A 25,693-nucleotide genomic window follows, 5' to 3' on the forward strand; every position below is an offset into this window, starting at 1 on the left:
TTTATGAACAATCCTACTACATATCATATTGCTTTAGGCAGTAATAAAGGTGATAAATTTAAGAACCTACAAGATGCAATTGATGCAATGTTTGTTCAGATTGGTACTATAAAGTTAATTTCCAAAGTGTATAAATCACCAGCTTTTGGATTTGAAAGTGATGATTTTTTTAATTGCTGTTTAGTTTTAGTAAGTTACTTTGAGCCTCAAAGTGTTTTAAAATTATTATTAAATATTGAAACAGCTATGGGACGAACCCGAATAAATAAAGATATTTACGAAGCTAGAGTGATTGATTTAGATATTGTGTTTGTAGAAGATGATATTATTGATACTGAAAATTTACAGGTACCACATCCAGAAATGAGTAAACGTAAGTTTGTATTAATGCCTTTAAATGATGTAGCTCCAAAAATTAAACATCCAAAATTTAATAAGGAGGTGTCAGTTTTGTTGGAAGAATGCGGAGATAAATCTATTTTAGAACCCATTAATATCTGGTTAAAAAACCCAAGTAAAGTGCTTAATTTTTCAAGCTATAACTATATAGCGATTGAAGGAAATATTGGAGCAGGTAAAACAAGCTTGGCAAATAAAATTGCAAATGATTTTAATGCAAAACTTATTTTAGAACGTTTTGCAGACAATCCATTTTTACCTAAATTTTATGAAGATGCTAATAGATATGCCTTTACTTTGGAAATGTCTTTTTTAGCGGATCGCTATCAACAAATTTCTGATGATTTATCACAACTCGATTTATTTAAGGATTTTATTGTGAGTGATTATGATGTATTTAAATCACTTATATTTTCAAAAATCACATTAGCGGAGGATGAGTTTAACTTATATAGAAAACTGTTTTATTTGATGTATAAAGAATTGCGAAAACCAGATTTGTATGTTTATTTATATCAAAATACCACACAACTTCAAGAGAATATAAAAAAACGTGGCCGTGACTACGAGCAAAATATTGCTGACGAGTATTTAGAAAAAATTAATACGGGCTACTTAGAGTTTTTAAAAACTCAAAAAGATTTTAATGTAAAAATTATTGATGTTTCTCATAGGGATTTTGTGAATAATCGAGAAGATTATTTGTGGGTGTTGGGAGAAATTTGCCAGGATTGATACTTGCTTGCTTAAAAGCTAAATGTGCTTTTCAATTTAATAAGCTACCATGCTTATTAGTTGTGTTTTTCGTTTATCAAATTTAATAGTTTCTTTTTTAAATAGACCAATTAGCTGTTGTAATGGTATGAATTGTATAGAAAATTAAAGCTTTGAGTCCATCTAAAATACTTGGATATATGTTCCTTTTGTTTATGAGCAGTAATAAAATAGTACTTAATGATAAAGCAAGGGAGGGCAGTAGCTAAATGAGGCGTTCATTAAATCTAAATATGTTATTGTTTGGTGATTTACCTCACTATATAATTAAATTTTTTATCAATAACAGATTCTGTTTTACAAATGATTAATTTCACAGAAATGAGTATCATAGGAAAAGCAATATAAATGACTGTTATATAGAGAATAACATTTAAAAGACAATTAAGGGTAATAGGCAAAGTTTCCAACCATGTCAGTTCATTTTTTGCTGCTGAGGGGTGAGAGAAATCTTATTTTTTTCGGTTTTTCATAGATTTAGTAGTTCTATATCTATAAAAGTCATTAATGATTTTAGTAAGATGTTTTTCATAAAAAAGACAGCTATAATAAAAGTAGTTACTGTTAATATGAAAAAAAAGGATGGTATATATCTATAAAATTCATTTACAGGATATTTAATCACTACGTTAAAGTATTTTATAAAAATACGTTGTTATTCTCCCTTTATTATTTTCTAAAATGTACTCATTTAATATTTTCATTTCTTTAATTTTCAGATTAAAAGGTGCTTCCAATAAATTTACACCGCTATTTTTTTTTAATCGAATTCCTTGTCCTGAAATAATATCTTTATTTGGAATAAAATCTCCAATAGGTATATGTTCTGTTAAAATGATGTATTTGTAGGTTTCTATTTTCTTAACCAAATTTTTTATTTCTGAATTTGATAAATGCTGTAATACCTGTCGTAGTATGATACAATCTGCTGGTGGAAGTTTGTCTTTGGAAATGTCTAGACAATAAAACTCTAAGTTGTCTTCTTTGAAAATATTTTTGTTTCTCTGTATAAGATTATCAACAATATCAATTGCAAAATATTTTCTGGTGTATTTAGCAAGGTGTTTGCCAATATTAAAATCGCCGCAACCTAAATCGCAAATTACAAGTGACTTATTTTTAGTCTTAAAAAATGTTATTAATGCATTTAAATACGGATTTATAATTTGGGGGTCGTGTGAACCAATACCAGAGTAAAAATCAACTTCTTTTCCTCCCCAAAGTTTCAGATCATAAATTTGATTCATAACGTCTTTCGTTGGCCAAGGTGTTTTAGGCTTCTTGTTCATTTTTGTTAAACAGGTTTTTGCTTTAAAAATTCCAATTGATAAAGATAAGCCATGTATAGTTAGTTAAAAATTGAGTTGTTTTTTTAATTAAAATTAATTGTCAAACAGCTTATAATGAGCTGTGTAACCATGTAAATTTGTATTATATCGATTTTTTTTGCCTCTAGAGGCTTGTTAAATATACATTTGAGTCCCCTCATTTACTTATTAAACCTAATTTATGACTTATGAAATCTTTTTTCCTACTACCAGTTATTATCTTTTGGGCAGTTTGTAGTGTGTATGCTCAAGAAGCAAATCTTGAATTTAACAGACTAAATACCAGAAAGCAAACGCTAAAAGGTCATACCACTTCACAAATTTATAGTATAGCATTACCTGAGGCAGAAAAAATGTTAAACCCAGAGTATGTTAAATTGAAAAATGACTTGGAAATAGCTATTATTGACAGTACTTCTAAATCTATAGAATATTCTAAAGCTATTGATAGATTTAATGATGTATTAACCATCAGAAGTCATGTGTCTGCTTTTATGAATTCAAATGATCTTTTTGGAAATAAATTAATATTATTAAAGGAAGCTCAAATACTTGCTTTAAAACAGAATATAAAAGTCCTATTATATTCAGATGACCAAATAAATGAAAAGATGCAGGCAGGTTTTTTACTTCTTAAGTTAAAACCTGAGGAAATGAAACAGCATTTAAACAGGGTTTTATTAGCATTAGATAACGTAATTGTGCCTTTAGAACAACCAGATTATCAGGATGTTATTGTTTTAAGGAGAAAACTGCGCCAAACCGACAAAATGATAGCTATTGATAAGCCAAATAATAAAAAAGGCTATACGTTACAACATGCTATAGGGGCAGAACATGTTACAGGTAACTTTTTTGAAGTTGGAAGATACTTTGTGCTTAATGCACCAACAAATGGATTTAGTAAAGGCCAATTAATAACACAGAGAACATTTTTAAACTACGGTATTTCTAAAAAGAAATTAAGCTTTAATGGAACAAAGGTGTTGATTAAAAATATAGATACTGAAGAAATGTATTTAGTAGATAATAATTTTTTGGATGGTTTTTCAGTTAAAAGCCAAGAAGGAACGCTATAACAACTATTTTTTAAAATTTACAATGATGAAAAGTTATATTAAAACAATAATTGTGTTAATAGTGTTTTCAAGCAGTATTAACGCGCAAGAACAAAGAGGTTTAACGGGTGATGATAACTGGCTAAGTCTCTGGACAGAATTTAAACCTGATGCGTTAAATTATAATGACAATACTGAGATTTTGATGGGTAATATTACAGAAGATATTACGCTTTACAAATCTCACACTTATTTATTATTAGGAAATGTTTTTGTTACAAACAATGCCATTCTTAGTATAGAGCCTGGTACTGTTATTAAAGGCGATTTTGAATCTAAAGCAACTTTAACAATTGCAAAAGGTTCAGCTATTATAGCAGAGGGAACTTTAACTGATCCTATTGTTTTCACTTCAAATCAGAGTGTGAAAAAAGCAGGTGATTGGGGAGGTATTATAATACTTGGTGATGGAGTTACTAATAAACAAGGAGAAAGTTTTGCAGCTTCTTTTTATCCTAAAATTGAAACTTCAAATTTTGTCCATACAAATTATGGTGGTGAAAGTCTTAAAAATAATTCAGGATATTTATCCTACGTAAGAGTAGAATTTGCAGGAGGGAAAACTAAAAAAACAAATGAAACTAATGCTTTGCTTTTAGCAGGTGTTGGCCCGGAAACTACAATAAATAATGTTATGATAAGTTATTCAGCGGGTAATTCATTTGGTATTATTGGAGGGCAAGTAAACTTGGAGAAAATGGTTTCATACAGAGCTAAAAATATTGATTATAATTTTGATTATGGAACAAAATCCAATATAAATAATTCTTTAGCACTTCGTTCACCTTATGTCACTTCTGGAACGTCTAAATGTATTCGAGCGGCTTCTTTTGTAGGTGAAGATGTTGATTTTTCTATGGAAGGTACCAAGGTGGTAGCAACAAATATGACGCTTTTAGCAGATGCTGATGATTTGGAATATGCTATTGAAGCGGGATTAATAAGAGAATCTATATACGTAGGTGAAAACACTAATTTTAAAATTGAAAGCAGTGTTATATCAAGTTTTAGTAAGGCAGTGTCACTTCATGAAAATATTATATTTAATGATACAAACTTATCTAGAATTCAGGTTAAAAATGTGCTTTTTAATAATTTCAAAGGTGCTGTGTTTTCAAAGTATAGTCATGAAAGTAGTGAATATTTAGAAAATTGGTATGCAAATCCTGAATTTTCAAACAAATACTCTAAAACAACCCATTCTTTACTTTTTAGGGGTTTAAATAGTACTAATAATAGAGATTATAGATTACGTCTTAATAGAAACATCGTCATGAATAACGTTAATAAATAGTTTTTGCTTTTTTTAGTAAGAAAGTAAATACTTAAATTAAGTGTCTTAAGAGGGAGTAAAAATCAAAAACGGTTCTTAAATGTTATTTAATAGCCGTTTTATTTTAATAATATTTTCACATAAAGATTATTAATCCTTATGTATTAGGCGCTAATATTGTTTAGTGTTTGATCTACTAAGTTCAAGCCTTCTTGATTTTCAGCAAGAATGACTAAAACATCGTTAGGTTCAATTATGGTTGCACCATTAGGGGTTAAATACTTATTGTTTCTTTTAATTAAGGCTATGATAGCATTTTTTGGAAAACCTAAGTCTACAATTTTTTTGTTTGCAGCATGACATCTTGAGGAAATTTCAATTTCTCTCATAGCTGTTTTTGGGAAATCAGACATGAATTTATCGCTTTCGGTTTCAATTTTTTCTGGTAATCCAACATTTAACCATTTAGCAAAAAGTGTTAAGGTTGTGCCTTGTATCAAAATAGAGGTTACCGAAATAAAAAATACAATATTGAAAATCATACTGGCTTTTTCAATACCGGCTATTAATGGGTATGTGGCAAAAACAATAGGGACTGCACCACGTAATCCTACCCAAGAAATGTAAAAGCGTCGTCCGAGTTTCATTTTAAAAAACATAAGACTTATAAAAACAGCCAAAGGTCTAGCAACTATAATTAAAAATACGGAAATAAGTAAACCTATGCCTGCAATTGGAATAATTTCAGACGGAAACACGAGTAATCCCAAGGTAAGAAACAATACTATTTGCATTAACCAAGCTAATCCATCATACATTTTTACGATGGTTTTTTTGTGTATTAGGTCTTGGTTTCCTAAATAAACAGCACATATATAAATTGCTAAAAAGCCGTTGCCTCCAATAAAATCGGTTGCAGAAAAAGTAATAAACATTAAAGCAATAACCAATACAGGGTATAGTCCCTCAAAATCAAGTTTAATTCTATTAATAATTAGTTTGCTTAGTTTTCCGAATATAAAACCTGCCAAGCAGCCAATAGACATTTGCTGTAAAAATAAAGGGATGATAGAGTAAATGCTTTGATCTTGATTAACAACAAGCATTAAAAAAGCAAGTGTTAAAACATAGGCCATTGGGTCATTACTACCACTTTCTAACTCCAAAGTTGGTCTGAGGTTTGTTTTTAACGCAAGATTTTTAGAACGTAAAATAGAAAAGACAGCTGCAGCATCTGTTGAAGACATGATAGAGCCTAATAGCATGCTTTCATAAATAGTAAAATCTGTAATAAGCCAAACAAAACCACCAATACAAAGTGCCGTTAATAAAACGCCAAGTGTAGAAAGAGCAATGCCTTCTTTTAAAACAGGTCTGATACTATTCCAGTTTGTGTCTAGGCCACCCGAAAATAGTATAAAATTAAGTGATACAATTCCTATGAATTGTGTCATTTCTGGGTCGTCAAAAAGAATGCCTCCAATTCCTTCTGAACCAGCTAACATGCCTATAGCTAAAAATAAAATAAGGGTGGGTACACCAAATTTATAAGATGTTTTTCCAGCAATAATACTAGCAAGAAGTAATAAAGAACCTACTAATAAAATGTTTTCAATGGTTAAATTCATCTTATAATTTTAATTGCAATAGCTTAATGAAAAAAAATACACTCTTAAAAACCACTTATTACCTAATATTATATTAGGAGATAAGAGAGGTGTGGAATTTAATGAATTTTAATGAGTTATAAATGATTTTAATCATTTATAATAAGTTAAATTTTTAGGTGCTTTTTTTTAAGCTTTTGTTTAGCAATCCCATAGCTAAATACAAAACAGGAGATATAAGGGTTTCTTGAATACTACTTACAAATACTTTAACATTTAAACTAGTTTCCATGATAAACCAATCATACAAACCTATTAGCGTTATAATACACAAACCAGAAATATGAATTAAGTGCCATATTGAAGACATCCAAAGATCTTTTAATTTTCCTAGGTGTTTAGTGCCAATTAAGTATACAACAATGGTAGTTAGAAACTTTATTACATGCTGTGTTTTTCTTGGTAATAAATTTGCTTGCGTGTTTTCTTCAAAGAAAATATAATAACAAGAATAAATAACTATTATTAAGATGGCTCCAACAATAAAGCGGACTTTATCTGATTTGTAAAGTTTACTCATTTTTTAAATGAATTTTTCGTGAATATATAACCCAAAGAGCTATAGTGGCAGAATATACCATGATTTTAAATAAATAATGGTGCGCAAAATCAAAATATATATGAAAATATTCTCTTAGATATATTAAGCCTATACATCTTAAAATATTTGTGGCATCCAAAATAATTACTCCTAATATAATGTATTTCGTCTTTCGCCAAAAAGAAGATGGCATGCAGACAATAAACCCTATATATAATACCATTAATTCAAGACCATTACAAACATTGGCTATGTATAGTATTATTTTATCGTGGTGGTATATTACTGAAACTTCATTCTGAAAAGAACTTCCTTCATAGGCATAACTTGAAGCCTCTCTTTTGGATGAAAATCCGCTCATTGAGCCTAAATTATTTAGAACAAAAGCAGAAGCTTCTCCTACATGTGTTGTAAGTGGATGGTCTAAATATTCTGAGTCGTAAAAGAATACAGAATAAATAAGTTTCCAAACAATGAAAAACAATAAGGCTTTTCCTAAGAAAAGCCTTATTGGTAAAGGAATGTCATTTTTTAAAGAACTAAGCTTTATCATTTTTATTTCCGCGTAATTTTTTAATACCAAAAGCTGCAGCACCTAACACTAAAATTCCAAGACCACCGTCTAAAGGAATTGAGTCGTGTTTTCCACCACCATTATTTCCACCTTTGTTTCCACCTTTGTTTCCACCTTTGTTTCCACCTTTGTTGTTGTTCTGTCCATTGTTATTAGTAAACCATGACCAAAAAAACAACGAAGTACTCAGGCTTGTTGATGTTATACTTGAAGAATTTGAAGTTGTGTTAGCAATGCTATTTGTTGCATTTGTGTTAGTAGTAAAAGTTAGAGAAAGTACTATAGCTATAATACCTACGCAATTAATAAAAGTGTTTTTTGTTTTCATTTTTTTAATTTTAAATAAGTTAGAACAATGATAAAAGTAATACATTAATCATGGCTTGATATTTTTTTTTCGACAAAAAGTAATTTATTAGCTACAAATCGTTTATTGGTTATTTGTGAAAGAAAAAACCTTCAGTTGTAAGGGTGGCAAGTAGCGATAAGTAGCGTTTTATAAAATTTAGTTAGACGATGATTAAAATGAATAATGTCAATGTTTAATTGCTTAACCTCTTAAGTTTTGAAAAAAGATCCCATACAACCACACCGCAACTTACCGAAATATTTAAAGAATGTTTTGTTCCATATTGTGGTATTTCAACAATTAAATCACTTGCTGAAACTACGTTTTGAGAAACTCCTTTAACCTCATTGCCAAAAATGAGGGCATATTTAGTGTGTGGTTTAATCGTAAAATCATTTAGCATTGTTGCATTTTCGGCTTGTTCAATGGAAATAATTTGAACATTATTAGTTTTCAATGCTTTTATTAGGTCTATTGTGTTTTCTACATATTCCCAATCTACTGTTTCAGTACTTCCTAAAGCTGTTTTGTGGATGTCTTTATGAGGAGGAACGGCTGTAATACCACAGAGGTATATTTTTTCAATTAAAAAGGCATCACTCGTTCTAAATACAGAACCGATGTTATTTAAACTTCTAATATTATCAAGTATAATAATGATAGGGGTTTTCTTGGCTTCTTTAAAATCGTTGATGCTTAGTCGGTCTAATTCGCTATTTTTCAGTTTGCGCATAGCATATATTTTTAATCATTTCCAGGAGTATTTATATGTTTTACTGCTGTTTTAGTTGAAAATACTTTTATAATTCATAAGTTTTTTTTTAATCAATATTGTGAATAATTATCAATAACTTCTAAGGCAACCATTACAAAGAAAATAGAAAAATAATTACATTAGCAAACTTACTAAAAAAACAAAATCCTTTGGCATCTAAAAACAAAAAAGAAACCCCGTTAATGAAACAATACAATGCTATTAAAGCAAAGTATCCTGATGCATTATTGTTGTTTCGGGTGGGCGATTTTTATGAAACTTTTGGTGAAGATGCGGTTAAAACAGCAGGTATTTTAGGTATTATTTTAACCAAGCGTGGAGCAGGAAGTGAAAGTGAAATAGAGTTGGCTGGGTTTCCACACCATTCTATAAATACCTATTTACCAAAACTAGTTAAAGCCGGGCAACGGGTAGCGATTTGTGACCAGTTGGAAGATCCTAAGCAAACTAAAACTATAGTCAAACGCGGTGTAACTGAATTGGTAACACCAGGTGTAGCACTAAATGATGAGGTTTTAGTGTCTAAATCAAATAACTTTTTATGCTCTGTATATTTTGATAAAAGTTATATAGGTATTTCTTTTTTAGATATTTCTACAGGTGAATTTTTAACATCTCAGGGCAATGCAGAGTATATTGATAAATTGCTTCAAAATTTTAATCCGAGTGAAGTATTGGTTTCAAAAAAGAAACGCAGCTTTTTTAATGAAACTTTTGGACATGATTTTCATACGTTTTATTTAGAGGATTGGGTTTATCAAACCGATTATGCTTATGAAACGCTTATTAAGCATTTTAATACCAAAACACTTAAAGGTTTTGGGGTTGAAGACTTGCATGAGGGGATTGTTGCTTCAGGGGCTATTTTGCATTATTTAGGTGAAACACAGCACCATAAATTACAACATATTACATCAATTATAAGAATTGCAGAAGATGATTATGTGTGGATGGATAAATTTACCATTAGAAATTTAGAGCTTTATAATTCTACTAATAATAATGCCGTAACACTTTTAAATGTTATTGATAAAACCATTTCACCTATGGGTGGAAGATTACTCAAGCGCTGGTTGGCATTGCCTTTAAAAAACGTTGATAAAATTAAACAACGCCATGAGGTAGTTAGTTTTTTAACAACAGAATCTTCCATACTTCAAAAAGTTCAAAATCATGTAAAACAAATTGGCGATTTAGAGCGTCTTATTTCAAAGATAGCCACCGGGAAAGTGAATCCCCGCGAAGTTATTCAGCTTAAAAACTCGTTAGAAGCCATTGTGCCTATTAAAGCCTTGGCGTCAAATTGTACTAATGAGTCGCTTAAAATTATAGGTGATACACTTCAAAGCTGTGAAGTGCTTCGTGAAAAAATAAAAGAGACTTTAAATGAAGATGCCCCTGTAAATGTCTTGAAAGGAAATAGTATTGCGGTTGGTTTTTCTTCAGAATTGGATGAGTTAAGAAACTTGTCTAAATCAGGTAAGGATTATTTAGACAGCATGTTAGAACGCGAAAGTGAGCGCACTGGTATAACATCGCTTAAAATAGCGTCAAACAATGTTTTTGGATATTATATTGAAGTGCGAAACACACATAAAGATAAAGTTCCTGAAGAATGGATAAGAAAGCAAACTTTGGTTAACGCAGAGCGGTATATTACTGAAGAACTTAAAGAATATGAAGCTAAAATTTTAGGCGCTGAAGATAGAATTCAAGCTATTGAGCAGCAGTTGTTTACTGAATTAGTGGGGTGGATGGGGCAATATATAAAACCCGTGCAACAAAATGCTTATTTGATTGGGCAAATTGATTGTTTATGTGGGTTTGCTCAGTTGGCCAAAGATAATCAATACATATACCCAGTCATAGATAAATCATATGATTTAGAGATTAAAGAGGGACGTCATCCAGTTATAGAAAAACAATTACCAATTGGTGATGTTTATATAGCTAATGATGTGTTTTTAGATAGAACAACTCAACAAATTATTATGATTACGGGACCTAATATGTCTGGTAAGTCAGCTATTTTACGTCAAACGGCTTTAATTGTACTATTGGCTCAAATAGGAAGCTTCGTTCCTGCGGAGTCTGCTCGTATTGGTTTGGTGGATAAAATATTTACGAGAGTGGGTGCCAGTGATAATATTTCTATGGGTGAATCTACCTTTATGGTAGAAATGAATGAAACAGCTTCAATCTTGAATAATATTTCTGATAGAAGTTTGGTGTTGCTTGATGAAATAGGTCGTGGTACCAGTACTTATGATGGTATTTCTATTGCTTGGGCTATTAGTGAATATCTGCATGAACATCCTGCAAAACCAAAAACTCTATTTGCAACCCATTACCATGAATTAAATGAAATGACTGAAACTTTTGGACGTATTAAAAATTTCAATGTTTCCGTTAAAGAATTAAAAGATCATGTACTTTTTTTAAGAAAATTGGTTGAAGGTGGTAGTGCACATAGTTTTGGTATTCATGTGGCAAAAATGGCGGGTATGCCACAGCAAGTTTTGCATCGTGCCAATGCCATTTTGAAGAAATTAGAACAATCTCATTCTAGTGAAGAGCTTACTGATAAGGTGAAATTGATGCAAGACGACATACAGTTGAGTTTTTTTAATTTAGATGACCCTTTATTAGAAAATATTAAAGATGAAATTTTACATACTGATATTGATACACTTACGCCAGTAGAAGCGCTTATGAAATTGAATGAAATTAAGCGTATGTTGGTAAAGAAAAAGCAAGCTTAAAAATAATTTTATTTATTTTGATAAAAGGCTTTGGTTTTAGTAGAAAAATTTTAAATTTGCATCCGCAATAGCGATATTGTACGTTCATCAAAAAGACTGCGAAAGTAGCTCAGGGGTAGAGCATCACCTTGCCAAGGTGGGGGTCGCGGGTTCAAATCCCGTCTTTCGCTCTGAAACTTTCTTATAAATATACCAAGTCGATATATGCCTTAGCATTTTCGAAGTAAGCTGAAGTGGTGGAATTGGTAGACACGTTGGACTTAAAATCCAATGAACATTAGTTCGTACGGGTTCAAGTCCCGTCTTCAGTACTAAACCTCCTTTGTTTAATTACATGGGAGGTTTTTTTATGCTTTTTAGTTTTGGTAGGTTTCTTAGAAGCTTTATGTAAGCACTATTCAAGTGTATTACGAATGCATATGCTGTGTACAATATATCTATAAAAATAATCTCAGGTTTTCAAAGGCAAGGATTTATGCTGTATGATTAGAATTCTTTGATTTATGTTTATAGCTGAATTTATGGAATTTAAAAATTCCACAACTTTTAGTTTGATTGAATTGTAAATATAGTTTCTGGGAGTTATCGGATTAAAAAAGAAACATTAGAAATATTTTTGCATAATACTAATAAGCGTATTAGCATCTTGCTCACCGCTCTGACGCCATTTCATTTCACCGTCTTTATATACAATTAATGTTGGCAATGTTTTTACTCGCAAAGCCTCTGCAAGTTCTTCATTTTTCTCAACATCAATTTTAATGACTTTCGCTTTGTCTCCTAATGCAGCTGCAACATCCCTTAGTACTGGATGCATTGAAGTAGATTGATCGTTCCATTCAGTATAAAACTCTAATAATACTGGAATTTCTACATCTATAAGTTCTCCAAATTTTGACATACTTTTTGGTTTATTAGTCAAATGAAATTATACAAACCTACACATTTTTTTCGTATTAAGTTAATTATCAATAAAATCAACAAAATAGCACTGATGCGGCTTTGTCTAAAATAATAAAAAAAAATCATTTTCTTAAAAAATCACTTATGCAATTTCTTTACCTTTTTTGAGCTCAATTACCGTTATTTCAGGCCAAATGCCAACACGTCCTGGAAATGCCAAATAGCCAAAACCTCTATTTACGTTTATATATTGCCCCATCTCTTTATAAATACCAGCCCAATATTTATACCGCCATTTTGCAGGGCTCCATTTAAACCAACCAGGTATTTCTATACCAAATTGCATACCGTGGGTGTGTCCGCTTAGGGTTAAATGGTAATGATAATTGTCTTGAATTACTTTATGCTCCCAATGCGATGGATCGTGGCTCATTAATATTTTAAAATCGGTTTCCTGTATGTGTTGTGAGGCTTTTTTTAAATCGCCAGCTTGTTTAAAGCCACCTGTCCCCCAGTTTTCAACACCAATGAGGGCGATTTTTTCTCCATTTTTTTCCAAATAACGATGTTCGTTTAGTAATAAATCAAACCCTATTTCTTTTTGAACATTTTTTAGGTCTTCTAAATTTTTGCGTTTTGCAGTTTCTGAGTCCCAAGTGGTATAATCGCCATAGTCATGATTTCCTAAAATAGAAAACAAACCATCTTTAGCTTTTAGTTTATTAAAAATGTTTTTGTAAGGTACTAACTCTTCGGCTTTGTCATTAACAAAATCGCCGGTAAATAAAATAACATCGCTCTCTTGCTCATTGATTAAACTAACGGCATATTTAACTTTTTCTAAATTATCAAAACTTCCTGAGTGGATATCGCTAATTTGGGTAAGTTTATAACCATCAAAAGCTTTAGGTAAATCTTCAAAAAACAAAGTGTATTTTAAAACTTTATAATTGTATCTACCTTTGAAAATGCCGTATAATATAGAAGCAAGTGGGATGGCAGCTACACCCAATGCTATTTTGCTTATAAAGGCTCTGCGCGATGCAAAATAATTGCCTTTGGCCTCGTTGCCTTCAGTAAAATATCTGAATAGTGCCTGTGGAACTCTAAATACATCTTCTGTAAACATACTCAACCCTAAAATTACTTTAGGAGCTATGAGTGCTATTAAAAAACCTACGGCGTAAGCATGTTGGTGCGAAAAGCCATCCCTTCTGTTAAACCCATAATATTGTAAAACAAAATTGCCTAACACTAAAGCAGATATAAGCCAATATATTATTTGAAGCCAATTGCTTTTTACGGCTGTTTTAAATGCTTGAAAGGCGTAAAAATCTGCAATCAAGTAAATAATAATAAAAGTAATCCAGCGAAGCATGTTTTTTTAGGGTTAAAGGTAATAGTATTACAAAGTAATATTTTTAAAAGGCTTTATTTTTAACTTATAGTTAAGATTTAACAATAACAGGTATAAGAATTTACAAATACTTAAATTCCTAAGTATTTGATTGAGTTAATGTCATGGCATATCACATATTTTTTGTTTTTTTGGAGTAACTTAACATCAATTTGAAAAATAAGCGACGTATATACAGCATTGACTTACTATTAAATATGGATGTTTTTATAAATTCACTAATAAAACAGCTGTTGAAACACATCGTATTTTTCTTACTTCCATTCATTTTTTTTTCTAAAAACAATAACAACATTTTTTACTTTCAAGAAAATGAAAAAAACACAATTAATACTTTAATAGATAGAGCATGGGAACTTACCTTAATAGAAAATGATAGCGCACTATTTTACAGTCAACAAGCGTTTCAAATAGCGAAAAATAATAATTATTTTTTGGGTATGGCAATGGCTCTTGAGAGTCAGGGTTTATATCATGAAATTGTAAGCGGTGATTATGCTTTAGCGAGTAAATTTTATTTTGAAGGGATTGAAATTTGTGAAAAAAACAATCTAAATTACGCTTCGTCTATTTACCATTCGTTGGGGGTTATGTTTCATACTTCAGACAATTATGAAAAGGCATTAGAATACTATAATACCGCTTATAACATTGCTAAAGAAGATAAGGATTACATGCTTCAAAAAAAATGTTTAATTAACATAGGGTCTATCTATTCCTCATTAGAAAAGTATCAAAAGGCTGAAGAAATTATGTTAGCAAGTTTAGATATACGTGTTAATAATGAGTTAGATTTTAATATTTATGCTAATCTTGGAAATTTATTTATTCGTCAGAAACAATTTAAAGAAGCTATTCCTTATTTAGAAAAATCTGTAGAAATACATCAAGATAATTTAGATTCTGAAAAAAACCTGATGTATTTAATTGAAGCCAAAGCAGCTTTAAAAGATTCTATTAGGATGAAGCCCTTAATTAAACGCGCCATTATTGAAGCCGAAAACATAACAGCTATGCGTGCAAAAGGTAATTTGTATAATGCGTTATCAGGATATTTTTATGCTTTTAAAGACTATAAAACCGCATTTGATTATCATAAAAAGTATCATGAAATTTTTGTTGAAAAAAAAGAAAAGCAGCGCGATCAAACAGTTTATGATTTAGAAACTAAATATCAAACTGAAAAAAAAGAGCGCGAATTAGAGATTAAAAAAGCCAATGAAAAACTGTTTATTAATAGCCTCTGGTTTTTAGGGGTACTACTTTTATTAGTTACTTTCTTTTATTTTAAAAACAGAAAAAAGAATCAATTGTTAGCCGAACAAAAAGCACTATTAGAAACAACTTTAGAAGATAAAAATATTCTTCTAAAAGAAATACATCATCGTGTAAAAAACAATTTGCAAGTTATATCTTCATTATTGAGTTTGCAACAACGCCAAATAAGTGATGTTAAAGCATCTCAAGCCATACAAGAAGGACGAGATCGTGTAAAAGCTATGGCATTAATTCATCAAAATTTATATCAAGATACCGATCTTATAGGTGTAGAGATTAATGATTATGTAAATAAATTAGCAAAAAGCTTGATTAAAAATTATCAAGTAGATGAAACACGTATAGAACTTAAGCTAGGTATAGATACTATAAAATTAGATGTTGATACCATAATTCCCTTAGGGCTTGTTATTAACGAGTTAATTAGCAATGCTTTAAAATATGCTTTTACTGATCAAACTTCGGGAGTTATAGATATAAGTTTAAAAATTAAAAACAACTTATTAATTCTATCTGTTACTGATAATGGTAAAGGTTTGCCAAAAGATTTTAATATTGATCAAATTTCCAGTTTAGGGTTTAGACTCATTAAAGCGTTTAGCGAAAAATTAAAAGCTAAGTTGGATCTTAACTCTTCAAAAAGAGGAACTGAAATAGTCTTGGCTATGCCTAATATAAAAACTAATTGATTTTGTAAATCTACATTCAATATTTTTATGCAGTTTTTTAACTTCAAATTTCTTTTTTAGAAATTTATATGTGTATCGTATTCTTATAATCCCTTGTTTTTTAATAAATATCACCCAAAGGGGTGAGTTGTATTTGTTAATCGATAGTTAGTTTTGGTTTTTAATTAAACCCGAAATATCTATGAAACAACAATTACACAATTTAACAATGAATTTTACAACATTACAGAAGGTAAGCACATTAGTTTTTTTCTTTTTAGTTAGCCTGTCTTACGGACAAATTTATGTAGATTACACAGCTACTGGCGCTAATGATGGTAGTTCTTGGACGGATGCCTATACAAGTATACAAACGGCTGTGGATTACGTTTCTATAAATGAAGAAATTCGCATAGCTAAAGGTATTCATATAGAAGGGGCTAGAATAATAATTTCTCATGCTGATGCGATTCTAAAAGGAGGATATGATACCAGTACCAATGTACAAGATGGCATTACAACTTTAGATGGAGAAAACACCTATGCTATCATGTGGATTAACCAAGTGACATCTGGCACCGTATTAGAAAATTTTACATTTATAAATGGGTCAGCACAGAGAGGTGCTGCAATAGAAATTAATAATGCCACTCCAGAATTGTATAATATTAACTTTATAGATAATAACGCAACAAGCTCTGGCGGCGCACTTTATTTGAGTTACGGAGCATCACCAATATTAGGAAATGTAGTTTTTGATAATAATTCTACAGGTAGTGGTTCTGGAGGTGCTATAATAGCGATAAATAGCACGCTCACAATAAATAATGCTACCTTCACAAATAATAACGTACAATCTTATGGTGGTGCTGTAGATAACCTTGACTCCGTAATTACCATAGAGAATGCCATCTTTAAAAATAATTCAAGTGAAAATGGAGGAGCTATAAGCACAAGAGGCTCTGCGGAAACTACAAGTACGACATTAACTAACGTAGCATTTATAGATAATACAGCAAACTTTCTCGGCGGAAGTGTATATACCGAAAACCAAATGGAAACTTACACGATAGTAAACGCTCTTTTTTATAATAATTCAGCAGCTTATAATGGTGCTGTTTATAATAGCGGAGATATGACTATAACCAATAGTACATTCATTAATAATTCTGCAGGTTTATATAACGGAAACAATTTGACACTATTTAACACCGTATTTTACAATAATGGTACTATTGATATTAATGGAGCTTTTTCAGCTAGTACATCTAACATTGCTTCAGATAATCCTAGCACAGATTTAGAAGCAACTACAGGGTTTGTTGACCTAACTGGTTTAGATGCAAGCAGTATATTTATAGATGTTAATGACCCTGATGGTGCTGATGATGTATGGAATACTACCGATGATGGTTTTTCTTTAGTAACAAACTCTCCATTGATAGATGCTGGTGATAGCAGCCTTATTACAGAAAACTATGATATAACAGGAGAAACCAATAGAATAATAAATAGCGCTATAGATATTGGAGCTTATGAAACGACAAATACCTTATCTACAAACGATATTAACGTAATCTCTAATTTTCTAGTATATCCAAACCCAGCAACAGATATTATTAATATCACCTCAACAAAGCCCATCACTAAAATTGAGCTATTTGATTTGTCTGGAAAACTAGTTTTAAAAACAACTAATTCAACTAATATAAATATTAGCTCATTACATTCAGGCTTTTATCTATTAAGTGTTTTTAGTGAGAATACAAAGACTGTTAAAAAGCTTATTATTAGGTAAATACCAAACTAATAATGCCATGTCTTGTTATGTTAACTTTAATGAAACATGGTTTTGTTAAAGAAAATAACTAATGCATTCATCGTTATTGATACTTGTTCCTTTTTATAAATCTATCCCGAATAATTCTTTAAAAAAAATGAAATAAGAAAAGCTCATAAATTAATTAAACACTTTTTATATATTTACGATTAAAAAGTTGAAAAATTGAATGAGTAAAATTCATATTCTTATTGTTGAGGACGATCCTTTTATAGCAGAAGATATTAGAGAAGCCCTTACCAATATAGATTATCAGGTTGTTGGTATAGCACATACTAAAATAGAAGCTATTAATTTACTTGAACAAACATCGCCAGATATAGTGTTGCTCGATATTAATCTTGGCGATAATTTAGATGGTATTTTAATTGCCGAAGCTATAAATTCCGACTTCCAAATTCCATTTTTATACCTTACTTCTTATTCCAATAAAGAAATTATTGACAAAGTAAAACATACGCTTCCAATGGGGTATATTGTGAAGCCATTTGATGAAGCAGATCTGTTTTCTGCCATTGAAATAGCCGTTTCAAATTATTACAAATTCAATAAAACCGAGGCTTTACATCTTGAATTAATTAATAACACCATTTCTAATACAATCACCCAAAAAGAGTTTGATATTTTAAAAGACATCTACCAAGGCAGTACTAATAATCAAATGGCAGAAACCCATTTTGTAAGCATTAATACCATAAAAACACATATAAAAAGCATCTACGAAAAACTAGATGTACACTCGCGCTCGGAGGTTATTATAAAACTAAAAACAATTACAAATAGTTAAATATCACCCCAATGGGTGAACTATAGGTTTTTTTTAGGTGTTATTTTTGAATTTAATCAAAAAAGCCCTAATTATGAAAACAAAATTATTTTACAGATTATTACTTACCGTGCTTTGCGGTATTTTTACAACACAAGTAAATGCACAAGAAGTTGGTGATACTTTTACTGCAAATAATGGTATTGAGTACCAAATAACATTTATTACTGATAGAGGAGCTAGTAAAGTAAAAGCTATAGACTATAGCGGTACAAGCACCTCTGTTGATATTCCTTTAATAGTTAGTGATGATGGCAATAGTTATAATGTAACAGCTATAGGTGATGAAGCTTTTAAACAAACCCATAACGAAGGTCCTTTAACAAGTGTTACAATTGGTAATGCTGTTACTTCAATAGGAAATCGTGCTTTTCAAGACAATAATTTTACAAGTGTTGATATACCAAATAGTGTAATCTCAATAGGAGATTATGCTTTTAGTTATAATAATATTACAAGTCTTACTATTGGTAGTGGTGTAACTTCTATAGGGGAAAGAGCTTTTACTTCAAATGATATTACAAGTCTTACTATTCCAAACTCTGTAACTTCAATAGGAAGATATGCTTTTGTTGGTAATGATTTAACCGAAGTCATTTCTCTAAGCGAAAATCCTGCAACAATAACAAGTAATGTATTTGATGACGATTCCTTGTTGGTTACTCAACTTAAAACATAGAGTTAACCATACCTGAAGGTAGTGAACAAGCTTATTATAATGCCAACTGGACAGGGTTTAAAACTATTAATAATCGTTTTACGGTACTTACTATTATTTACGAAGTAACAAATACCAACCCTTATGAAGTTAGTGTTGTAGGTTCTACTAATCCAACAAGAACAGCCATAACCATAGTATCAGATGTAGAAAACCCAAATAATAGCGCATACAATTATATTGTTACTGCAATAGGAGAAGCTGCTTTTTATAATCACACTAACATAACAGAGGTGACATCAGAAGATGAAACTCCTGCAACATTAGGAAATAATGCGTTTTTAGATAATAGCACCATACATTTAATCATACCAGAAGGTACAACCCAAGCTTATATAGATGCTGGATGGACAGGGTTTATAATTTCAGAAAAATTTACATTAGGAGATATGGTATATGAAATAATAAACACGAACCCACTTGAAGTTAGCATTATAGACTACACAGGAACAAGTACAGATGTAATAATAGATACAAGTGTTGATTATGATAATAATAATTATACTATAACGGCAATAGGAGAAAGAGCTTTCAATACTGCTAATTTAACAAGCGTTGTTTTTCCAAGCTCTTTAACTTCAATAGGAGAAAGTGCTTTCAGTTATAATGATTTAACAAGTATTACTATTCCAAAATCTGTAACTTATATAGGAGAAAAAGCTTTCGATTATAATGATATAACAAATGTTATATCAGAAAGTGAAAACCCGGCAAGATTAGAAAATAATACATTTTATAATAATAGTCTTATAACTTTAACCATACCAACAGGTACAACACAAATATATACAGATGCTAATTGGAGGAATTTTAAAACTATAGTAGAAAATTCAACATTATCCACACAAGAGATAGCCTTATCAAAACAATTATATATAATTACAAATACAAATACCTTAACCATAACAAGCCAATCTATTACCATAAAACAAGTAGAAATATACGCAATTACAGGTGCTAAAGTTAAAGTAGCTTCTGGTACAAACAACCAAATAGCAATTAATCATTTAAATACCGGTGTTTATATTGCAAATATTTACACAAATAAAGGTATTACCTCCAAAAAGTTTATAAAACGATAAGTTTATTTTTTTAACTTTTAAAAAGCCGGAGTTTAATACTTCGGCTTTTTTTGTGCGATACAAATTTCTAAAAAGAAAGTGGCTTAAAAAATGATTTAAAATTCCATAAACAACATAAATATTTATTACCAATAATTCAACACCACAACACTATAGCTATTTATCTTAACCCTTCCAGTACTACAATACATATTTTACATTCAGAAAATCAAAGCATTTCAACTATATAATTGTGAAATATCATTGGTGAAAAGTACTCTCCACAAAAGATAAAGTTTTAGATATTAGTACGTTTTAATCGGGATTATACCTTCTTAAAAAAAACCAAACGTCCATATTTTCAAATAATAACCATAACTTTTTTGTAGTTTTGAAATTCTATCAAAAAACAACAACATGTCAGATAAAAAACGCCTTTTTTTAGTAGATGCATATGCATTAATTTTCCGGGGTTATTATGCCTTTATAAAAAACCCAAGAATCAATTCCAAAGGCGAAGATACCTCTGCCATTATGGGGTTTATGAATTCACTTTTGGATGTAATAAAAAGAGAACGACCAGACCATTTAGCTGTTTGTTTTGATAAAGGAGGTAGTGCAGACCGTGTAGAAATATTTGAAGCTTACAAAGCAAATAGAGATGAAACACCCGAAGGTATAAAAACAGCCATTCCCCATATTTGTAATATTCTTGAAGCCATGCATATTCCTATTATGGTAAAAGAAGGGTATGAAGCCGATGATGTTATTGGAACACTTGCAAAGAAAGCCGAAAAAGAGGGCTATACCACTTTTATGGTAACGCCAGATAAGGATTTTGCACAGTTGGTTTCAGAAAATATTTTTATGTATCGTCCTGTATTTGGTGGAGGGTATGAAACTTGGGGCATACCTGAAGTGCTGAAAAAATTTGAAGTTACTGACCCTCTACAAGTGATTGACTTTTTAGGCATGATGGGTGATGCAAGTGATAATATTCCAGGACTTCCTGGCGTTGGCGAAAAAACAGCTAAGAAATTTTTAGCACAGTTTGGTAGTATGGAAGGCTTGTTGGCCAATACTGATCAGTTAAAAGGAAAGATGAAAGAGAAAGTGGAGGCGAATGGAGAATTGGGTTTGCTATCTAAAAAATTAGCAACCATCATGCTGGATGTTCCAGTGGAATTTAATGCTAAAGATTTCGAAATGTCGGAACCAGATGTTCCTAAAGTGACCGAAATTTTTCAAGAATTAGAGTTTAGGCGTTTAATTGATAATTTTACAAAAACCTTTGCTGTTCAACAAACAACTCCTGGTGAAGTAACAAATAAGGCTTCAGAAGTCACGAAAACAAAAGAAACACCAAAGGAAGTAAAATCGGCTGGAGCAGGACAATTCTCTTTGTTTGGAGCCGAACCAAGTTCCGCAGAAGTGTCAACCGAAAATACTTTAGAGCGCAAAACCATTGAAAATACCTCCCATTTTTACCAAAGTGTAGCGCCTGGTATAGCAACAAAATTGTTTGTTAAAAACTTAATGCATCAAACGTCTGTTTGTTTTGATACTGAAACTACGGGGTTAAATCCTTTAACGGCAGAATTGGTTGGTATAGCATTTTCATGGGAAGTAGGTAAAGGTTTTTATTTGCCATTTTCAGAAAAGAAAGAAGAAGCACAAGAATTAATAGAACAATTGCGACCATTTTTTGAAAGCGAGACTATTGAAAAAGTTGGGCAGAATTTGAAATACGATATTAAGGTTTTAGCAAAATATAATATTGAGGTTAAAGGGCCGTTATTTGACACCATGTTAGCGCATTATTTAATTAATCCAGATATGCGTCATAATATGGATGTGTTGGCGGAAACCTATTTAAATTATACGCCTGTTTCTATTGAAACGTTGATTGGCAAAAAAGGAAAAAATCAGCTTTCAATGCGCCATGTGTCTTTGGAAAAACAAACGGAATATGCGGTAGAAGATGCCGATATCACCTTGCAGTTAAAAAAACTTTTTCAAAACGAATTAGGAGAAGCTAATACGCAAACTCTTTTTGATGATATTGAAATTCCTTTGCTACGTGTTTTAGCAGCTATGGAATTGGAGGGAATTAATTTGGATGAGAAATTTTTGAATTCTTTATCTGAACAGCTTAATACTGATATCTCAAATCTTGAAAAAAGCATTTACGAGGCTGCAGGTGAGGAATTTAATATTGCCTCTCCAAAACAATTAGGTGATATTTTATTTGATAAGATGAAATTGGTTGACAAGCCTAAAAAAACGAAAACAGGACAGTATGCCACTGGTGAAGAAATTTTGAGCTACTTAGCAAAAGATCATGAAATTATTCAACAGATATTAGATTATAGAGGGTTGTCAAAATTAAAAAGTACTTATGTTGATGCACTACCAAATCAGGTTGAATCTTCAACAAAACGGGTGCATACAGATTATATGCAAACTGTTGCAGCTACAGGGCGATTAAGTAGTAATAACCCAAATCTTCAAAACATTCCTATTCGTACAGAACGCGGTAGGCAAGTACGAAAAGCCTTTGTGCCAAGAAATGAAGATTATATTTTGTTGGCTGCCGATTATTCGCAAATAGAACTTCGAATTATAGCGGCTTTAAGTAAAGAAGAAACTATGATTTCGGCCTTTAAAAATGGTGAGGATATTCATGCGTCTACGGCATCCAAAGTATTTAATGTGCCAATTGCTGAGGTTACCCGTGAACAGCGAAGCAATGCTAAAACGGTAAATTTCGGTATTATTTATGGCGTTTCGGCGTTTGGATTGAGTAATCAAACCAATTTATCTCGTAGTGAATCCAAAGAATTGATAGATACCTATTATGAAACCTATCCAAAGCTTAGAAAATTTATGAGCGAACAAGTTGATTTTGCACGTGATAATGGTTATGTGCAAACCGTTTTAGGACGCAGACGTTATTTAAAAGATATTAATTCTCGAAATGCGGTAGTGCGTGGGGCAGCAGAACGTAATGCGGTAAACGCACCCATTCAGGGAAGTGCGGCCGATATTATTAAAATTGCTATGATTAATATTTATAAGAAACTTCAAGCAAATAATTATAAAACTAAAATGCTTCTACAGGTGCATGATGAATTGGTTTTTGATGTGTATAAACCAGAATTAGATGCTATTAAAGATTTGGTTAAAACCGAAATGGAACACGCTTATAAGCTGGAAGTGCCATTGGATGTTGAAATTGATACAGGATTAAATTGGTTGGAGGCACATTAAAACGGGTTTTATAAAAAAACAATACCCTTCCTTCAATTTGAAATAGTAATTTATCACATATTCTAAGCACTACGGTTTCAGTAGAGTTTTTCTATTAGAATATTTTTGTTAATTATCACCTGTAATGGGATAATTGGCATTTTATTGAGATTGCTACTATAGAATTTAAATAGAATAAATCAATTGAAATATAGTCATGTTGTCCTTTAGCAGAAGTGATGACTTTATAAGGGTAATATTTAGATAAAAACGCTTCATATTCATGGCAATATTTACTATGTTGCCTGTTTACAATAGAATCAGAAAACCGAATATTTATGAAGTTCAATAAATTAGTAGGCATAGAGCCTTTAGGGTTAATACCTTCAGCAAATAAAGACTTAGAATCTTTTGCAAAAACACTTATTCTACATACTGATATGCCATCCAATGCAGATGAAATTGTAAAGCGTATTGGAGATGCCGATGCGGTATTACTAAGTTATACATCAACATTGACCAAGGATATTATAGAGCGTTGCCCTAATATAAAATACATTGGGATGTGTTGCTCTTTATATGCGCCAGAGAGTGCCAATGTTGATATTCATTATGCTCATTCACGGGGTATTACAGTTACGGGTGTGCGTGACTATGGTGATGAAGGCGTGGTAGAATATGTTATTAGCGAATTAGTTAGGTGTTTACACGGTTTTGGAACTACGTCAGATGGAAAACCAAGAAAAGCCTGGAGTGGTATTCCACGAGAAATAACAGGATTAAAAACAGGTATTATAGGGTTGGGGAAATCAGGAGGTATGGTTGCTGATGCGCTTCATTTTTTAGGAGCAGATATCACGTATTTTGCTCGTAGTGAAAAACAAGAAGCCAAAGGCAAAGGCTATGAGTTTTTACCTTTAGAAGAATTGCTTGAGGTAAACGAAGTACTAATTGCATGTTTAAATAAAAATACCATTTTATTGCATGAAAACGAGTTTTCTAAATTGGGTAATAAAAAGATATTATTTAACACAGGATTATCGCCTGCATGGGATGCCAAGCCATTTGAAGAATGGTTAAATACAGGTGATAATGTTGTGTACTGTGATACCCTTGGTGCTTTAGGTCATGAGCACTTATTAAGCAAACCAAACGTAAATTGCTTACAGGTTTCTACAGGTAGAACTCAACAAGCATTTATAAGGCTAAGTGAAAAAGTTTTAGCAAATGTAACCGCTTACTTTAAAAAGCAATAGGAGCAGTTATATTTCTTAATGTATTAACAATACTCCAGCCTGCAATTTGTGCTGTTTGACTATAAATGTCTATAACAGCATGAACTTGCTGGCTTTTTATTGCAATACGGTGTTTGTCTCCAACGTAATCTGGAACAGATGTAATGGAGACCTTAACATTTTCAGGTCCTGTGGAAGCCAATGCTGCAGCTACAGAAACGTTTACTTGATGCGGAAAAAGTGTAATAGCCTCAACAGCATTTCCTTCAAAAACTTGACGTGTTTCGGTTTCTATAATATCATCATAAACAGGGGTTCGTCTTAAAGGTCTTGGCCCTTTTGTTGTATCAAAGGTTACTGTACTGGATTCCATTAAAGAAACTGTTCTTAAAACATCAAAACCACCAATGGCACCAGATGCTATATGAACGCGTGTTCGGTTTTCTGAAGCTGTTTTTTTAACCAATTCATAAAATTCTGCATCAGCAAGACCTCCAATAGAAAGCGTTACAATAGAGGAACCGTTCTTTAAGGCGGGAATCACTAATTCCTTCAAAGCGTCTGGAGATGCTATTTCAGCAATATAATCAGGTTTTAAGTCTAATAAATCTTGTAGCGAACAGCATGCGATGCATGAGCCACCGTTTTTAGATTGTTGAATGAAGTTAGCAAAATTTTGAGCTTTTTCAAAAGTTCTTGAATAGGTGCCAATAATTTTATAATCGGGTAATAAGCCTTTGTCTAATGCTTGTAATACTATGCTTGCAAGCTTTCCGCAGCCAACAATAGCTAATGTTTTAGTTTCCATACAGGCAAACATATTGCTTTTTTAATTCAAAACCAATTACGTTTTTTTTGGCTTAAATATTCCTATATTTTAATTTTTATTAAAGAAAATAATCATACTAAAATCTAAACTTAGTAGTTTGTTTGAATAA

At 31.4% G+C, this 25,693-nt stretch carries 20 protein-coding genes and 2 tRNA genes; 13 read left to right on the forward strand and 9 right to left on the reverse strand.

Features of this window, described 5'->3' with window-relative positions; genetic code table 11:
* Positions 1-3: 3 nt before the first annotated feature.
* Positions 4-1,134 carry a 2-amino-4-hydroxy-6-hydroxymethyldihydropteridine diphosphokinase gene (gene folK / locus APS56_RS13215; protein ID WP_054729141.1) on the forward strand — a complete coding sequence of 377 codons (1,131 nt, stop codon included), beginning with the start codon at positions 4-6 and terminating at the stop codon, positions 1,132-1,134.
* A 668-nt stretch (positions 1,135-1,802) separates the two neighbouring features.
* Here the strand turns inward: folK and APS56_RS13220 are convergent.
* The gene (locus tag APS56_RS13220) at positions 1,803-2,462 is read right to left on the reverse strand and encodes a class I SAM-dependent methyltransferase (protein ID WP_054729144.1); all 660 of its coding nucleotides are present in this window, start codon (positions 2,460-2,462) and stop codon (positions 1,803-1,805) included.
* A gap of 227 nt (positions 2,463-2,689) precedes the next feature.
* Here APS56_RS13220 and APS56_RS13225 point away from each other — a divergent pair, with 227 nt between their 5' ends.
* Positions 2,690-3,580 carry a hypothetical protein gene (locus APS56_RS13225; RefSeq protein ID WP_157757672.1) on the forward strand — a complete coding sequence of 297 codons (891 nt, stop codon included), beginning with the start codon at positions 2,690-2,692 and terminating at the stop codon, positions 3,578-3,580.
* Positions 3,581-3,602: 22 nt separating this feature from the next.
* The gene (locus APS56_RS13230; protein ID WP_236778424.1) at positions 3,603-4,913 is read left to right on the forward strand and encodes a hypothetical protein; all 1,311 of its coding nucleotides are present in this window, start codon (positions 3,603-3,605) and stop codon (positions 4,911-4,913) included.
* Positions 4,914-5,056: 143 nt separating this feature from the next.
* Here APS56_RS13230 and APS56_RS13235 read toward each other — a convergent pair whose 3' ends face one another.
* From APS56_RS13235 to APS56_RS13255, 5 genes are all read right to left on the reverse strand, one after another.
* Positions 5,057-6,520, reverse strand: a complete 1,464-nt coding sequence (locus APS56_RS13235; protein ID WP_054729149.1) for a potassium/proton antiporter — start codon at positions 6,518-6,520, stop codon at positions 5,057-5,059.
* A gap of 154 nt (positions 6,521-6,674) precedes the next feature.
* On the reverse strand, positions 6,675-7,079 hold the full coding sequence (locus tag APS56_RS13240; protein ID WP_054729152.1) for a hypothetical protein: 405 nt from the start codon (positions 7,077-7,079) through the stop codon (positions 6,675-6,677).
* Complete coding sequence (locus tag APS56_RS13245; protein ID WP_054729155.1) at positions 7,072-7,653, reverse strand: exosortase/archaeosortase family protein; 582 nt, start codon at positions 7,651-7,653, stop codon at positions 7,072-7,074. Before APS56_RS13245 ends, APS56_RS13240 begins: the two co-directional genes overlap by 8 nt.
* On the reverse strand, positions 7,640-8,002 hold the full coding sequence (locus APS56_RS13250; RefSeq protein WP_157757673.1) for a PID-CTERM protein-sorting domain-containing protein: 363 nt from the start codon (positions 8,000-8,002) through the stop codon (positions 7,640-7,642). The genes APS56_RS13245 and APS56_RS13250 overlap by 14 nt, the downstream gene beginning before the upstream one ends.
* A gap of 214 nt (positions 8,003-8,216) precedes the next feature.
* Entirely contained in the window at positions 8,217-8,756 is a 540-nt protein-coding gene (locus APS56_RS13255; RefSeq protein ID WP_054729160.1) for an RNA methyltransferase, read from the reverse strand.
* A 191-nt stretch (positions 8,757-8,947) separates the two neighbouring features.
* Between APS56_RS13255 and mutS the strand changes: the two genes are divergently transcribed.
* From mutS to APS56_RS13270, 3 genes are all read left to right on the forward strand, one after another.
* Positions 8,948-11,560, forward strand: a complete 2,613-nt coding sequence (mutS, locus tag APS56_RS13260; protein WP_054729163.1) for a DNA mismatch repair protein MutS — start codon at positions 8,948-8,950, stop codon at positions 11,558-11,560.
* Between the two features lie 98 nt (positions 11,561-11,658).
* Positions 11,659-11,730: transfer RNA gene (locus APS56_RS13265), tRNA-Gly, on the forward strand.
* Positions 11,731-11,787: 57 nt separating this feature from the next.
* Positions 11,788-11,871, forward strand: a tRNA-Leu gene (locus tag APS56_RS13270).
* 293 nt (positions 11,872-12,164) lie between these two features.
* Here APS56_RS13270 and APS56_RS13275 read toward each other — a convergent pair.
* Complete coding sequence (locus tag APS56_RS13275; RefSeq protein ID WP_054729165.1) at positions 12,165-12,461, reverse strand: thioredoxin family protein; 297 nt, start codon at positions 12,459-12,461, stop codon at positions 12,165-12,167.
* A gap of 144 nt (positions 12,462-12,605) precedes the next feature.
* The gene (locus APS56_RS13280; RefSeq protein ID WP_054729170.1) at positions 12,606-13,841 is read right to left on the reverse strand and encodes a metallophosphoesterase; all 1,236 of its coding nucleotides are present in this window, start codon (positions 13,839-13,841) and stop codon (positions 12,606-12,608) included.
* Between the two features lie 272 nt (positions 13,842-14,113).
* Between APS56_RS13280 and APS56_RS13285 the strand changes: the two genes are divergently transcribed.
* The 7 genes from APS56_RS13285 (at position 14,114) to APS56_RS13315 (ending at position 24,776) form a co-directional block, all read left to right on the forward strand.
* Entirely contained in the window at positions 14,114-15,847 is a 1,734-nt protein-coding gene (locus APS56_RS13285; RefSeq protein WP_169786441.1) for a histidine kinase dimerization/phosphoacceptor domain -containing protein, read from the forward strand.
* Positions 15,848-16,028: 181 nt separating this feature from the next.
* Positions 16,029-17,624: a T9SS type A sorting domain-containing protein gene (locus tag APS56_RS13290; protein WP_054729174.1), complete on the forward strand. Its 1,596-nt coding sequence runs from the start codon at positions 16,029-16,031 to the stop codon at positions 17,622-17,624.
* A gap of 211 nt (positions 17,625-17,835) precedes the next feature.
* On the forward strand, positions 17,836-18,453 hold the full coding sequence (locus APS56_RS16990; protein WP_054729177.1) for a response regulator transcription factor: 618 nt from the start codon (positions 17,836-17,838) through the stop codon (positions 18,451-18,453).
* Positions 18,454-18,526: 73 nt separating this feature from the next.
* Positions 18,527-19,171: a leucine-rich repeat domain-containing protein gene (locus APS56_RS13300; RefSeq protein ID WP_054729181.1), complete on the forward strand. Its 645-nt coding sequence runs from the start codon at positions 18,527-18,529 to the stop codon at positions 19,169-19,171.
* Between the two features lie 230 nt (positions 19,172-19,401).
* Positions 19,402-20,292 carry a leucine-rich repeat domain-containing protein gene (locus APS56_RS13305; RefSeq protein ID WP_257720178.1) on the forward strand — a complete coding sequence of 297 codons (891 nt, stop codon included), beginning with the start codon at positions 19,402-19,404 and terminating at the stop codon, positions 20,290-20,292.
* A gap of 396 nt (positions 20,293-20,688) precedes the next feature.
* A complete protein-coding gene (gene polA / locus APS56_RS13310; protein ID WP_054729187.1) occupies positions 20,689-23,541 on the forward strand; it encodes a DNA polymerase I in 2,853 nt (950 codons plus the stop codon).
* Positions 23,542-23,858: 317 nt separating this feature from the next.
* Positions 23,859-24,776 (forward strand): NAD(P)-dependent oxidoreductase, encoded by a 918-nt coding sequence (locus APS56_RS13315; protein ID WP_054729190.1) that lies wholly within the window; start codon positions 23,859-23,861, stop codon positions 24,774-24,776.
* On the opposite strand, the gene APS56_RS13320 is transcribed toward APS56_RS13315, so the two are convergent.
* A complete protein-coding gene (locus APS56_RS13320) occupies positions 24,763-25,563 on the reverse strand; it encodes an aspartate dehydrogenase domain-containing protein (RefSeq protein ID WP_054729194.1) in 801 nt (266 codons plus the stop codon). The genes APS56_RS13315 and APS56_RS13320 overlap by 14 nt on opposite strands.
* Positions 25,564-25,693 lie beyond the last annotated feature (130 nt).

The sequence above is a fragment of the Pseudalgibacter alginicilyticus genome, from assembly GCF_001310225.1.
Taxonomy (GTDB): domain Bacteria; phylum Bacteroidota; class Bacteroidia; order Flavobacteriales; family Flavobacteriaceae; genus Pseudalgibacter; species Pseudalgibacter alginicilyticus.

Coding starts and splice junctions, on each gene's coding strand:
- APS56_RS13255 (WP_054729160.1), bottom strand. CDS start 8,756: ATGCGCAAACTGAAAAATAGCGAATTAGACCGACTAAGCATCAACGAT.
- APS56_RS13300 (WP_054729181.1), top strand. CDS start 18,527: ATGAAAACAAAATTATTTTACAGATTATTACTTACCGTGCTTTGCGGT.
- APS56_RS13230 (WP_236778424.1), top strand. CDS start 3,603: ATGATGAAAAGTTATATTAAAACAATAATTGTGTTAATAGTGTTTTCA.
- APS56_RS16990 (WP_054729177.1), top strand. CDS start 17,836: ATGAGTAAAATTCATATTCTTATTGTTGAGGACGATCCTTTTATAGCA.
- APS56_RS13315 (WP_054729190.1), top strand. CDS start 23,859: ATGAAGTTCAATAAATTAGTAGGCATAGAGCCTTTAGGGTTAATACCT.
- APS56_RS13250 (WP_157757673.1), bottom strand. CDS start 8,002: ATGAAAACAAAAAACACTTTTATTAATTGCGTAGGTATTATAGCTATA.
- APS56_RS13220 (WP_054729144.1), bottom strand. CDS start 2,462: ATGAACAAGAAGCCTAAAACACCTTGGCCAACGAAAGACGTTATGAAT.
- APS56_RS13235 (WP_054729149.1), bottom strand. CDS start 6,520: ATGAATTTAACCATTGAAAACATTTTATTAGTAGGTTCTTTATTACTT.
- APS56_RS13225 (WP_157757672.1), top strand. CDS start 2,690: ATGAAATCTTTTTTCCTACTACCAGTTATTATCTTTTGGGCAGTTTGT.
- polA (WP_054729187.1), top strand. CDS start 20,689: ATGTCAGATAAAAAACGCCTTTTTTTAGTAGATGCATATGCATTAATT.
- APS56_RS13280 (WP_054729170.1), bottom strand. CDS start 13,841: ATGCTTCGCTGGATTACTTTTATTATTATTTACTTGATTGCAGATTTT.
- APS56_RS13275 (WP_054729165.1), bottom strand. CDS start 12,461: ATGTCAAAATTTGGAGAACTTATAGATGTAGAAATTCCAGTATTATTA.
- APS56_RS13290 (WP_054729174.1), top strand. CDS start 16,029: ATGAAACAACAATTACACAATTTAACAATGAATTTTACAACATTACAG.
- APS56_RS13320 (WP_054729194.1), bottom strand. CDS start 25,563: ATGGAAACTAAAACATTAGCTATTGTTGGCTGCGGAAAGCTTGCAAGC.
- folK (WP_054729141.1), top strand. CDS start 4: ATGAACAATCCTACTACATATCATATTGCTTTAGGCAGTAATAAAGGT.
- APS56_RS13240 (WP_054729152.1), bottom strand. CDS start 7,079: ATGAGTAAACTTTACAAATCAGATAAAGTCCGCTTTATTGTTGGAGCC.
- APS56_RS13245 (WP_054729155.1), bottom strand. CDS start 7,653: ATGATAAAGCTTAGTTCTTTAAAAAATGACATTCCTTTACCAATAAGG.